This is a genomic window from Symbiobacterium terraclitae (genome assembly GCF_017874315.1).
GTDB classification, from domain to species: Bacteria; Bacillota; Sulfobacillia; order Symbiobacteriales; family Symbiobacteriaceae; genus Symbiobacterium; species Symbiobacterium terraclitae.
In genome coordinates this window covers 21,675-34,315 of record NZ_JAGGLG010000022.1, presented here as the reverse complement: position 1 = coordinate 34,315, position 12,641 = coordinate 21,675, and the positions used below count along the sequence as shown (strand labels likewise).

Genomic DNA, 12,641 nt, shown 5'->3' with positions numbered 1-12,641 from the left:
GGCACGGGCACCGCCGCCATGTGCCCCGGCGGGGGTTTTCGTCTCCGGCCTGGTCAGGGGCATCAACCCGCGGTCTCGTCGGTGCCGCCCTCCGGGACTCCGGCGTCTTGATCTATGTTGTCATCGGGCTCACCATCGTCGCCGTCATCGCCGTCGTCTTCGTCTTCGTCTTCGTCTTCGTCTTCGTCTTCGTCCTCGTCCTCGTCTTCGTTTGCGTCCTCGTCTTCGTCTTCGTCTTCGTCTTCGTCTTCGTCCTCGTCTTCGTCCTCGTCTTCGTCTTCGTCCTCGTCTTCGTCTACGTCCTCGTCCTCGTCTTCGTTTACGTCCTCGTCCTCGTCCTCGTCTTCGTCTTCGTACCCCTCTACGTCCTCGTCATCGTCGTCATCGTCGTCATCGTCGTCATCGTCGTCATCATCGTCATCATCATCGTCATCATCGTCATCATCGTCATCATCGTCATCATCGTCGTCATCATCGTCATCGTCTTCGTCTTCATCTTCGTCATCTTCTTCTTCGTCGTCCAGATCCTCGTCCGACCACTCCGAGTCGACGGCGGCCATGGCCCAGGGCCAGGGCTCCCACTCCAGCTCCTCGTCCAGGCTCGCCTCGGCCCGCTGCAGCTCCCACCAGCCGTCCTCGTTCCGGGTGATCCGCCAGTGGTACGCCGGGTCGTTCTCGTCCAGGAGGTTGGCCATGTAGCGCGCCTGGACGAGGTACTTCCCGTCCTCGCCGTCGATGGGGTCCAGGTTCGCGATCCGGAGCGACTGCGTGGTCCTGAGCGCCAGGGTGGTCAGAAGGGCCTCCTCCAGCGCCTCCTGTTCGTCCAGCTCTTCCGCATAGGCCAGGAACCTGAGCACCGCCCTGCTGGGGCCTGTCAACTTCGGGCCTCTAAAGGGCTTCACGGCGTACCCCTCCTCGGATGGTCTCATCGTCAGAATTCGGCAGGATAACACGGGTTCCTCTCGCATGGCCACCCGTGTGCCGGCTGCCCGTGTCGCAGACCGGCAGACCAGGTCCGGTGGCACGCACTGGCAGCCCGTGGCGGGACAAGGTATAATGGGCACGGCGTCTCGGATGCCCGCGGTAGCAGACACACCCGCGTCACCAAAACTGCGTTCACCCTGGTGTGCGTAGTTCTGAGGCCGGGCGCAGCGCCCGGCCTTCCCTGTTTGCGAGCCTTCCGGGAAAGACTGTGAAGGGGTGCATGCCATGACTGCGACCTGGTCCGACCCTCTGGCTGCCCAACTGCTATCCATCTTCAGCGGCGCCCCGTTCGCCTTCAGCGAGCTCGCGCTCACCCTCTTCACCCGGCAGTACGAGCGGTGCGCCCCGTACCGGCGCTACTGCGACGCCCGGGGAAAGACGCCGGAGACCGTGACGGACTGGCGGGAGATCCCCCACCTGCCCGTCACCGCTTTCAAGCACGCCCGCATCTACAGCGGCGAGGGCGAGCCGGCGCATTACTTCGAGACCAGCGGCACCACCCAGGGGGCCGAGCGGCGGGGCCGGCACTACTTCGAGCGCCTGGACCTCTACCGGGCGTGCTCCCGCCCCGTCTTCCGGCGCTTCGTCCTGCCCGACCTGCCCGACGGCGCCCGCATGCCCATGCTGATGCTGGCCCAGTCGCCCGCGGAGAACCCCCGCTCCTCCCTCTCCTGGTACCTGTCGCAGCAGGCCGAAGCGTTTGCGGCAGAGTTCGACTGGTACATCGACAGCCACGGGCTGCGCCTGTCGGCGCTGGAAGCCGCCCTGCGGCAGGCGGAGGGCCCCGTCGCCCTGCTGGGGACCGCCTTCGCCTTCGTCCACCTGGTGGACAGCGGCCTGCGCGTCCAGCTGCCCCCCGGCTCCCGGGTGATGGAGACCGGCGGGTTCAAGGGGAAGTCGCGGGAGGTCTCCCGCGACGAACTCTACCGCCTCATCCGGCAGGCGCTGGGCCCCGACGTGATCTGCATCAACCAGTACGGCATGTGCGAGATGTCCTCCAACGGCTACGACCAGACCCTGGTGAGCGGCTCGCCCCGCAAGGCGGTTCCCGAGTGGGTCCGAATCCGCATGCTCGACCCCGAGGCCCTCGCGGAGGTGCCGCCCGGCCAGCCGGGCATGGTGGCCGTGACCGACCTGGCCAACCTCTACTCCTGCGCCTTCCTGCTGACCCAGGACATTGGCGTACAGTACCCCGACGGATTCGAGATCCTCGGCCGGGCGCCGGGGGCGGAGGCCCGGGGCTGCTCCATCGCGATGGACGAGTTCCTGCGGGCCAACCAGCAGTCTTCCGGAGGGGACGGGGCGTGACGACGGAGGCGGTGTACGAGAGGCTGGCCGCCGCCCAGCGGGCCCTGGCGCAGCGGCCGGTGGATGCGATCCTCGCCGCCCTGGACCGGGTCTGCCGCCGCTGGCTGGACCGGTCGGACCCGGTCCGCCGCGAGGCGGAGGCGCGCATCGCGGCGGGGACGGGCCTCGCCCCGGCGATGGTCGCGGAGGGGCTGGACCAGATGATCCGGCGGGCCCGGGGGCTGCCGGAGCTGCTGGACGCCGACCTGGGCAGCCGCTGCGCCCTCGACCGGTTCGTCGAGCGGCCGGGCGGCGTCCGCTCGATGGCCTTCGGCCCCGGCCTGCTGGTCTGCGTCTTCTCGGGCAACGTGCCGGGCATCCCCGCCTTCGACATCGCGCTTGGGCTGGCGCTCAAGTCCGCCTGCCTCGTGCGGCCGGCCGCCGGGGAGCCCGACTTCCCCCCCCTGTTCGCCCGCTCGGTCGCGGAGGTCGACCCCAGCCTCGGGGAGTGCCTCCACGTCGCCCGCTGGGCGCACGACGAAGCAGGCCCCTACCGGAGGGCAGGGGCCGTGCTCGCCTATGGGTCGGACCCGTCCATCGCCGCCATCCGGCGCCTGGTGCCTGACGGGGTCCGGTTCGTCGGCCACGGGCACCGGCTCTCGTTCGCCTGCATCGCCGCCCCGGCGGCCACGGCGGAGACGGCCTCCCGCCTGGCCCTGGACGTGGCGATGTACGACCAGCAGGGCTGCGTCTCGCCGCACATCGCGTTCGTGGAGCGGGGCGGACCGCTCTCGCCGGCGGCGTTCGCCCGGGCGGTGGCCGATGCCCTGGCGGATCTGCAGGAGCGCATGCCGCGGGGGCGCCTCACGCTGGAGGAGGCCGCCGCCCTGCGCGGCGCCCGCGACGAGGCCGAGTTCACGGCCGACGCCTGCTTCCTGAGCCCGGGCGACCTGTCCTGGGCGGTCGTCCACCATGAGCAGCCGGACTTCCGGCCCAGCCCCCTGGGCCGGTTCCTCTACACGTACGCCGTGGACCGGCTGGACGAGGTGGTGGCACTGGCCGCCCCCCACGCCCCGCTGTTGCAGACGGTGGCCTTCGCCGGCCCCGACGCCGACCGCCTCGCCCTGGCCGGGGCGCTGGGGCGGCTCGGCGTGAGCCGCGTGGCGCCGGTGGGGCGGGTCCAGGAACCGCACCCGCTGTGGCGGCACGACGGCCGCCCCACCGCCGGCGACCTGGTGCGGTGGGTGGACATTGAGCCCTAGTCCCGGAGGCGCCGGGACATCTCGCGCAGCATGCTGTGGAGCGCCAGCCGGGTCTCGGGGGGGACGCTGGACAGGTCGCTGCCGCCGTACACGAGGGAACCGATCGAGCCGAGGCAGTGCAGTTCCCACAGGATTCGCACTTCCGGGGCGAGGAGGTCCACGTAGCGGAGGTCGTACTCCGCCGCGCCCAACGCTTTCACGATCTGGCGGGCGCGGCTGCCCACGGTGGCGACGGAGACGCCGCACTCACCTGCCACCTCGGCCTGCGTGACAAGGCTGTCGCCCAGGATGTAGCGGCGGAAGACGTAGAGCACCCCGGCCACCCATCCGTCGGGGCGGGACCGGCGCGGGTTCAGGGCCAGGGCGGCGTCCCACCAGAGGCGCTCCGCCCCGTAGGGCGGGTTCTCGGAGATGCGGGCGACCGCGTCCACGTGGAGCCGCACCGCTGTGGCCACCTCCCGCCACCAGTCCGGCGCGCCCTCGACGGGGAGGCCGTCCCAGCGCGCGGACGGGCCGGGCGGCGCCTTGATACAGGTCACGTCCGCCCCGTTGCCCAGGAGGAACAGGTACCAGATGATCCGCGGCCACAGGCCGCGATAGAGGTCATCCCAAGAAGCGCGGGGGCGCTGCCGCCGGAGCAGCGCCATCTCCACGTCGAGGACGTGGCGGAGCCCATCCGTCAGCCGCTCATCCAGCAGCGCCGTGTGAAGGCCGAAGTGGAGCGCCGGCCCGGTCGGCAGCAGCCAGGTCATCACCACGTTGCCCGGCGCCACTGTTGCACCGAGGGTCCGGGCGACAAAGGGCACCTCATCGGGAATCCGGCTCAGCGTGGCCTCCCGCTCGGAGGCCTCCATCACGCGGAAGAAGCCCGGGACGGCCCCCTCCGCCCAGGCGAGCAGGACCGCCCGCTCGTCCGCGGTGAGCGTCGGGTCGTCCTCGGCCATCTCCTGAGCCAGGGAGCCACCGTAAAGGGCGAGGAACTCGAAGGCCAGCCAGTCCGCCGCCAGCGTGCACGTCTCGGGCTCCAGTTCCTCGAAGATCTCCTCGGGGAAGAAGCGGGCCAGACCCCAGTCCACGGTCGCGGCCGCCTGCTCGCCCTGGAGGCGCTCCCTCAGCCTGTCCCGCAGCGTCCACGCCAGATGGTCCGTCCGGGCGGAGGCCAGGGAGCGCACCTTTCCGTGGGTCGCGTTGCGTAGCTTCGTACTCATGCGCTGGAACCCCCTGGTGTGTGTCTCTTGCTAACACTTCAACGCATGTGCGGACTGACCTTCTGGCAATGAACAAGTGTGCCAGGCAGCATGTTCAGTCAGGGCCGGCCTTGCCAGGCGCAGCGCTCCCGGCCAGCAATCGGGAAAGGCGAACCTGCGAACAGGACTCACCCCCCTTCCCCTCGAAACCCTCCCTAACACCTGCGTGACGGGAGGGTGCTCATGGAACTCTTCGCCGTGCTGCCCGAGCGGCTCTTCAGCGTGCTGGCCTCACCCGCCCGGGCGGTTTACGCGCACGTCCTCTTCCTCATCTACGACCTCCACAAGCAGGAGCTGTACGGCACCCCGCGCGAGGCGATCATCGACGCCACCGCAGCCTACCTGGAAGCAGAAGCCATCACCGAGGCGGACCTGGAGGCGGAGGACGGGGCGGCACTCAGCCCCCGGGACCGGGCGGGCGCCATCCTCAGGCGGCTACAGGAAACCGGCTGGCTGGAGATCGAGCAGCGCACCGACTACCAGCAATACGTCAACCTGGCCGACTACGCCATCGCCATCCTCGACACGCTGGACAGGCTCCGGCGGGGCGAGCGCACCGAGTACTCCGGCTACGTGCTGGCCACCTATGTGGCGCTCACCGCCGACGAGGCGGAGCAGAACCCCGGCCTCGCCATCGGCAAGGCGTACGAACAGACCACCCTGCTGGTGCGCGACCTGAAGTCGCTGCACCAGAACATCAAGCGCTATACCGAGCAGCTACTTCAGCAGAAGACGCCCCGGGAGATCCTGGCGATGCACTTCGGCGACTACAAGCTGGAGGTGCTGGACCGGGCCTATCACCGGCTCAAGACCACCGACAACGTCTCCCGGTTCCGGCCGCGCATCCTGGCGCGCATCGACGCCTGGACGGCGGAACCGGGCTGGGTCGCGCGCGCCGCAGCCGAGGAGGTGCGACGGGGGCGGCAGCCCAGCCAGGAGGCGGCGGAGGAGGCCATTCGGGCGCAGCTCGCCTTCATCCGCAACAGCTACGAGCAGATGGACGACCTCCTGGACGAGATCGACCGGCGAAACGCCCAGTACGCCAAGGCCTCGTTCGAGTACGTGCGCTACCTGCTCAGCGAGGGCGAGGACACCGAGGGCCGGCTGGTAAACCTGCTGCAGCACCTGGGTGCGCAGCTCAACGCCGGGACCGTCGCCGCCGACGATCCCTGCGGCCTGGACGGCCTCTTCGCACTCGGCGCGGTCCAGACCCTGGAGGCGACCTCCCTCTTCACCCCCCGGACCCAGCGGCGCACCCACAAACCGCAGCCGCTGGTTGCGCCCGCCCTGGACGCGGCAGAGCGGGAGGCGGCCCGAAAGCGGGCACGCCAGCGCCTGTCCGCGGCGATCACCTACCGCCGGATCGACGAGTACGTGCAGGCGCGGCTGGGCGACCGGCGGGAGATGCGGGCAGCCGACCTCGGGGTGGAGACGGTGGACGACTTCGTAAGGCTCATCTACATCGCGGCCTACGGACGCAGCCGTCGGGTCGGCTACCGCGTGGACCTCACCGGCGAACGGATCACGGGCGGCGGAGGCCGCTTCTCGTTCAGGAACATCAAGATACGGCGAAAGTAGGGAGCGCCCGATGGATTGGGTCCAGCAATACCAACTGCTCAGTCAGCGTGAGCGGGAGGAGTTCGCCCGCATCGTCAACCGCCTGCTCACCACCACGTTCCTGGTGAAGGGCCAGGAGGCCAGCCGGCGCGACTTCTACTTCGTGGAGCGCAACGAGCCGGTGATCGCCGGCTACCTGGGCCTCATGGGCTGGAGCCTGGTGGTGGACCGCACCTACGGCGTGGTGCAGGCCATCAACCGGCAGGGCGGCAGCCGGCTCTCCCTGCGGATGATGGAGTCGGTCCTCCTCCTGCTCCTCAGGCTGCTCTACGAGGAGCGGCGCAAGCAGCTCACCATCACCGACGAGGTGGTCTGCCGGGTGCAGGACCTGCACGACAAGGCCCTGACCCTCCGCATCCGCGAGCGGGGCGTCATCGAGAAAAAGCACCTGCGCGATGCATTCGCCCTCTTCCGGCGGTACTCGCTGGTCGAGCTGATCGACGAGGACATCACAGACCCGGCCTGCCGGTTCAAGCTCTTCCCCTCCATCCTCTTCGCCGTGCGGGCGGAGGGGCTGCAGGAGATCCAGGACCGGCTGGAGGCCTACGGCGGAGGAGGTGAGGAGCTTGAAGTGGCTGACGGCGATCAAGCTGGTTAACTGGCATTACTTCGTCAACGAGACGATCCGGCTGCACGGCTCCACCCTCCTCACCGGCGACAACGGCTCCGGCAAGTCCACCATCCTCGACGCGCTCCAGTTCGCCCTCATCGCCGACCAGCGGCGGGTCCGCTTCAACATCTCCGCCCACGACGAGACCAACCGCGACCTGAAGGGATACCTGCGCTGCCGCACCGGGCGCGACGACCCCGACGGAGGCGACGGCGAGGGCTACCTGAGGGGCGGGGACTTCACCAGCTACGTCGCGCTGGAATTCCACGACACCGCGCGCGACGACCACTTCCAGCTCGGCTTCGTGGTGGACGTCTTCGCGGGCGAGCCGGACACGCCGCAGTTCTTCCGCATCAACGGGCCGCTGGACGAGAGCCTCTTCCTGGAGGGCGACCGGCCGCTCAGCGCCGCAGCCTTCAAGGCCTCCTTGCGGGCGCGCAGGGCCGGCGAGGTCTTCCCCTCGGCGTCGGCCTACCGCACGGCGCTGAAGGCGCAGCTAGGCCACCTGGACGACCGGTTCTTCACCCTGCTGGTGAAGGCGCTGGCCTTCCACCCGATCACCGACATCCGGCGGTTCGTCTACGACTACGTGCTTGACGAGCGCGAGGTCAAGATCGACGCCATGCTGGAGAACTTCCGGCAGTACCGGCACTATGACCATCTGGCCGCCCAGACCAAGGAGAAGATCGCCCGGCTGGAGCAGATCGCAGCCCGGTTCAAGGAGAAGAGCGATCTGGAGGCCACCGCGACCATTCAGCAATACGTCATTCTCCGGGCCCAGCGTGAGCAGGTGCAGGAGGAGCTCGACCGGCTGCGGCGGCAGGAGGCGCACGAGCGGCAGATCCTGTCCGCCGCCCGGGCCGAGAAGGAAAAGGCGGCCGCGGCGCTGGAACGGCTGGAGGCCGAGCTGCGGGAGCTCTACGACGCCCGGGCCCGGGACGACGCCTACCAGGCCCTGCAGGCCATCGACCGGGCGCTGGCCGACCTCAGCCGCGAGGCTGCCGACCTGCAGCGTGAGGGGCAGGCGCTGGCCCGGGATGCCCGTGCGGTGGCTGCGTGCCTGGAGAAGGCCCTGAGGCTCGCAGAAACCCAGTCTGCCGCCCTGGCCCTGGAGGACGAGGCCCCGCTGGCGGCGCTGGCCGACAGCGCCCGCCGGCTCGATCCGCTCATCCGGGGAGACCTCACCGCCCCTCCGGCCGACCTGTCCCGGCTGGAACCCGCCCTCGATGCGCTGCGGAGCCAGATATCCCTCCGGGAGTACCGCCTGAGGGACCAGCAGCGCGCGCTGCAGGCGGAGAAGCGGGAGCTGGAGGAGGCCCTCTCCGCCCTGCGGCAGAAGCGGCGCCAGTACCCCGCGGCGGTGGAAGCGCTGCGCGCCGCCATTTCCGAGGAGCTGGACGGCCTGGAGGCCCGGGTGCTCTGCGAGCTGCTGGAGATTCCCGACGAGCGCTGGCAGAACGCCGTGGAAGGCTACCTGAACACGCAGCGGTTCGACCTCTTCGTACCGCCCGAGGCGTTCGACGCCGCCCTGGCGGTCTACGAGCGCACCAAGGTGGAGCGGAAGATCCAGAGCGTCGGGCTCGTCAACAGCGAGGCCCTGCTCCGGTCCGGGCCCACCAGGCTGCCCGGCTCCCTGGCGGAGGAGGTGGAGACGGCAGACCCGGCCGCCCGGGCCTACGTCGACCGGCTGCTGGGGCGGGTGATGAAGTGTGAGAACGAGCAGGAGCTGAAGCGGCACGCGGTGGCCATCACCCCCACCTGCATGACCTACCGGAACCACACCGCCCGGCAGATCGAGTTCCACGTCTACGCCGTGCCCTACATCGGCTCCCGCGCCATCGCCCGGCAGATCGAGCTGAAGCAGCAGCGGCTGGGCGAGGTGCTGCAGCAGCTGGAGCAGGTGGACCGGGACCTGAAGGTCTGCGCGGAGTTCCACCGGCTGCTGGATTCGCGCATGGCCGCCTCGTTCCCCGAGCGCTGGCAGCGGGTCACCCGCCTGCCGGCGCTGCGGGAAGCCATCGCCGCCAAGGAGGAGGAGCGGCGGCAGATCGACGTGGGGGCGCTGAACGCGCTCCAGCGGCAGATCGCAAGCAAGGAGGAAAGCCGGGCGCTGCTCCGGGACAAGGAGAAGAAAGCAATTCAGGACGAGACGGCTGCTCGCGAGCGCCTGCAGCGGGTGTCCGACGACCTGCGCCAGGCGGAGGCGCGCTGGCGCGAGCGGCACGAGGAGCTGGAGCGCTTCGTGGCCGTCCACCCGGCCGCCGCGGAGCAGGGTGCGGCCCGGTACATGGAGGCGACCCGCAACCGCGCCAACGCGGCCATCGTCCAGAACTACACCTACAACCGGCAGGGCCTCCTCACCCAGGCCGAAAGGCTCGGTCAGGAGCTCTACCGGCTGCGCCTGGACTACAACAACCGCTACCAGTTCGGCGGCGCCCCCGACGCCGCCGACAATGCGGCGTACGACCGGGAGCTGCGCAAGCTGGCGGAGAGCGAGCTCGTCCTGTACGAGGAGAAGATCGCCGAGGCCCGCGCGGCGGCGGAGCAGGAGTTCAAGGAGCACTTCGTCTTCCGGCTCCAGGAGAACATCCGCCTGGCCAGGCAGGAGTTCGACAACCTGAACCGGGTGCTCAGGGAGATCCCCTTCGGCCAGGACCGCTACCAGTTCACGTGCACGCCCGACCACACGCACCGCGCCTTCTACGACATGATCATGGACGACTTCGCGGTGGAGGGGCCCGGCCTCTTCTCCCTCTACTTCCAGGAGAAGTACGGCGACACGCTGAACGAGCTGTTCCGCCTCATCCTTGACGTGCCCGAGGAGAAGCAACTGGAGAATATCCGCCGCTACACCGACTACCGCACCTACCTGGAATACGACATCAAGATCCATCACGAGAACGGCGAGACCTCGTCTTTCAGCAAGGTGGCCCGGGCCAAGTCCGGCGGCGAGACGCAGACGCCGTACTACGTGGCCATCGTCGCCTCCTTCCTGCAGCTTTACCGCCCGCGCCAGAACCCCCACACGGTGCGCCTGATGCTCTTTGACGAGGCCTTCAACCGCATGGACCCCGACCGGGCGGAGCAGACGCTGGAGTTCATCCGCCGCCTGGGCCTGCAGGTGCTGGCGGCCGCGCCCACCGACAAGTGCGAGATCATCACCCCGCACGTGGAGACCACCCTCCTGGTGATGCGGGACGGCCACCGGGCCTGGATCGAAGACTACCACCAGGTGCTGGCCGCCTCCGGCGAAGAGGGGGGTGACGGCCGGTGAGCCGGGATGAGCGGATGATCCTCGACCTCCTGCTGGACCGGTACGAGCGGAGCCGGCACTACCGGGAGCCGGGTGCGTCCCGGCGGGCGGTCTTCCTCCGGTTCGACCGCGCGACCCTGCCCGACTACTGGGATGAGCGGCGCGGCGAACGGCGGCTGGAGCTGAACCAGGCGGTGCGGAATCTGGCCCGGGAAGGGTTGATCGAGCTGCGGCTCTCGCGCTACAGCCGGGAAGAGGTCGAGCGGGTGGACCTGGTCCTGGAGCGGCTGGACGAGGCCTATCGCCGGGCCGGCCGCACCCCGCGGCGCGCCCGCGAGGCGCAGCTCGCCGCGGTGGCGGAGGCGTGGGCGGAGCGCTGGGCCGAGAGCGGCGACTGGCGGCACACCTTCGCCGCCCGGGTGGCAGGCGCGGTGCACGCCGGTGAGCCCCTTCCGGCCCGCCTCACCCCGGACGACGGTCCACTGCTGGGAGAGCTCTGCCGCGTGCTGAACAAGCTGGGCCCCGCGGGGCTCGCGGACGAAGAGCCCCGCCGGCTCTTCAGCCAGCGGGTGCTGGGCAACAGCAAACGGCTGGAGGCTATCCAGGGTCGCCTGCTGCGGGTCCTGCGGGAGTTCTGCCCGGAGCCCTTGCCTGAGGACGATCGGGAGGCTCTGGCGGAGCTGGGCATCGTGGAGAACCCGCAGCACGTGCTGGTGGCCGGCCCGCTGGTGATCGGGGGGCTGGACATCGGCTCCACGGGCAGCGACGTCGGGCTCTCGGCGCCCTTTGTAAAGCGCTGCACCGTGACGGCGGTGGAGGCCGACCGGGTGATCACGGTGGAGAACCTGACCTCCTTCCACCAGCTGGTCTCGGTCCTCCCCCCTCGCACGGTGGCCGTCTATCTGGGGGGCTACCCCGGGCCCCTGCGCCGCCGTTTCCTGGAGAAGCTTTCCGCCGTCCGGCCCCTGGCGTTCAGCCACTGGGGCGACATCGACCTGGGAGGCTTCCGCATCTTCGTCCACCTGCGGGGGCACACCGGCCTGCCCATTGCGCCTCTGCTGATGGACGTGGAGACATACCGGCAGTACAGGAGCGCCGGGATGCCCTTCGACGAGAGGTACGGCCGCCGCTTGGCGGCGCTGCTGGATCAGCCGGCGTATGCGCCGTTCTGGCCGGTGATCCGCGCGATGCTGGCCGACGGGCTGCGCGTGGAGCAGGAAGCGATCCCCGCGGAGATGGTCGGCGGACCCTGACCGGACGCGACCAGTTGCGCACCCGGAGCCCCGGAGGCAGGCCGCCGGGTGCGCATTTTGCTCACACACGTTCGAAGAACCTATAACGGAACGAATGTTCGGTATGGTAGACTGGAGACAAGCTCCACGATGGTGGGTGAACCCCAAGGACAGAATCGGTGGGGAGGGTCGCATTCATGGATGGGGAGACGGCTGCCGTGATCCTGGAGGAAATCCGCTCGCTGCGCACAGAGATGAACAACCGCTTCGAAAGGGTGGACGAGCGGTTTGCGCAGATCGATCAGCAGTTCGATCAAGTCCACCAACGGTTCGCCGAGGTCGACCGGCGGTTCGATCAGGTAGACCAGCGGTTCGCCGCGCTGGACAGGCGAATCGATCAACTCGAGGAGCGCACCGACCGGCGGTTCGATCAGGTAGACCAGCGGTTCGCTGAGGTCGACCGGCGGTTCGATCAGGTAGACCAGCGGTTCGCCGAGATCGACCGGCAGTTCGATCAGGTAGACCTGCGGTTCGCCGAGATCGACCGGCGGTTCGATCAGGTAGACCAGCGGTTCGCCGAGATCGACCGGCGGTTCGATCAGGTAGACCTGCGGTTCGCCGAGATCGACCGGCGGTTCGATCAGGTAGACCTGCGGTTCGCCGAGATCGACCGGCAGCTGGATCAGGTAAACCAGCGCTTCGACGCACTAGACCAGAGCCGGGCGGAGAACCGCCACGCCATCATCGAGTCCCTGGCCGCGCTGGACAGGCGCATCGACCAACTCCAGGAGTGCACCGACCGACGGTTCGATGAGATCTATCAGCGCTTCGACGCACTAGACCAGAGCCGGGCCGAGGACCGTCACGCCATTCTCGAGTCCCTGGCCGCTCTGGACAGGCGCTTGGACCACCTCGACGAGCGGATGGAGCACTGGATCATGCACCACAAGGACCTGCGCGAGCGGCACCGGAGCCTCGCACATCGGGTGAACGACTTGGAGGAGGACCTGGCCAGCCTCGCCCGGGCCACCGGCCACGCCGCCCCCGACCAATAGCCACCGGCCCGGGGGAACCCCTGGCCCGTCAGTCGCGCAGCCGCTCCCGCAGCGCGCGGTGGATGGGTCCGAGTAGCGGGCGGGCTGACCTGCA

General features: G+C 69.4%; 9 protein-coding genes. 7 read left to right on the top strand and 2 right to left on the bottom strand.

All coding sequences use genetic code 11. The annotated features are described in order from the left end of the window. Positions 1-62: 62 nt before the first annotated feature. Positions 63-902, bottom strand: coding sequence for a hypothetical protein (locus J2Z79_RS12405; RefSeq protein ID WP_209467214.1), 840 nt, complete (start codon positions 900-902; stop codon positions 63-65). 307 nt (positions 903-1,209) lie between these two features. Here J2Z79_RS12405 and J2Z79_RS12400 point away from each other — a divergent pair, with 307 nt between their 5' ends. Both J2Z79_RS12400 and J2Z79_RS12395 read left to right on the top strand, forming a co-directional pair. Beyond that, positions 1,210-2,292 (top strand): LuxE/PaaK family acyltransferase, encoded by a 1,083-nt coding sequence (locus J2Z79_RS12400; protein WP_209467213.1) that lies wholly within the window; start codon positions 1,210-1,212, stop codon positions 2,290-2,292. Then, on the top strand, positions 2,289-3,533 hold the full coding sequence (locus J2Z79_RS12395; RefSeq protein ID WP_209467212.1) for an acyl-CoA reductase: 1,245 nt from the start codon (positions 2,289-2,291) through the stop codon (positions 3,531-3,533). The genes J2Z79_RS12400 and J2Z79_RS12395 overlap by 4 nt, the downstream gene beginning before the upstream one ends. Here J2Z79_RS12395 and J2Z79_RS12390 read toward each other — a convergent pair. Then, on the bottom strand, positions 3,530-4,741 hold the full coding sequence (locus J2Z79_RS12390) for a hypothetical protein (RefSeq protein WP_209467211.1): 1,212 nt from the start codon (positions 4,739-4,741) through the stop codon (positions 3,530-3,532). The genes J2Z79_RS12395 and J2Z79_RS12390 overlap by 4 nt on opposite strands. Positions 4,742-4,963: 222 nt before the next feature. Here J2Z79_RS12390 and J2Z79_RS12385 point away from each other — a divergent pair, with 222 nt between their 5' ends. The 5 genes from J2Z79_RS12385 (at position 4,964) to J2Z79_RS12365 (ending at position 12,547) form a co-directional block, all read left to right on the top strand. Then, positions 4,964-6,358, top strand: coding sequence for a Wadjet anti-phage system protein JetA family protein (locus J2Z79_RS12385; RefSeq protein WP_209467210.1), 1,395 nt, complete (start codon positions 4,964-4,966; stop codon positions 6,356-6,358). Between the two features lie 10 nt (positions 6,359-6,368). Beyond that, positions 6,369-6,995, top strand: a complete 627-nt coding sequence (locus tag J2Z79_RS12380; RefSeq protein WP_209467209.1) for a DUF4194 domain-containing protein — start codon at positions 6,369-6,371, stop codon at positions 6,993-6,995. Continuing rightward, entirely contained in the window at positions 6,964-10,281 is a 3,318-nt protein-coding gene (locus J2Z79_RS12375) for an ATP-binding protein (RefSeq protein ID WP_209467208.1), read from the top strand. Before J2Z79_RS12380 ends, J2Z79_RS12375 begins: the two co-directional genes overlap by 32 nt. After that, entirely contained in the window at positions 10,278-11,513 is a 1,236-nt protein-coding gene (locus J2Z79_RS12370; protein WP_209467207.1) for a Wadjet anti-phage system protein JetD domain-containing protein, read from the top strand. Before J2Z79_RS12375 ends, J2Z79_RS12370 begins: the two co-directional genes overlap by 4 nt. Positions 11,514-11,689: 176 nt before the next feature. Then, a complete protein-coding gene (locus J2Z79_RS12365) occupies positions 11,690-12,547 on the top strand; it encodes a coiled-coil domain-containing protein (protein WP_209467206.1) in 858 nt (285 codons plus the stop codon). Positions 12,548-12,641: the final 94 nt, after the last annotated feature.

Excerpts from the sequence above, each read along its gene's own strand:
- J2Z79_RS12380 (WP_209467209.1), top strand. The coding sequence starts at position 6,369 with ATGGATTGGGTCCAGCAATACCAACTGCTCAGTCAGCGTGAGCGGGAG.
- J2Z79_RS12365 (WP_209467206.1), top strand. The coding sequence starts at position 11,690 with ATGGATGGGGAGACGGCTGCCGTGATCCTGGAGGAAATCCGCTCGCTG.
- J2Z79_RS12385 (WP_209467210.1), top strand. The coding sequence starts at position 4,964 with ATGGAACTCTTCGCCGTGCTGCCCGAGCGGCTCTTCAGCGTGCTGGCC.
- J2Z79_RS12390 (WP_209467211.1), bottom strand. The coding sequence starts at position 4,741 with ATGAGTACGAAGCTACGCAACGCGACCCACGGAAAGGTGCGCTCCCTG.
- J2Z79_RS12400 (WP_209467213.1), top strand. The coding sequence starts at position 1,210 with ATGACTGCGACCTGGTCCGACCCTCTGGCTGCCCAACTGCTATCCATC.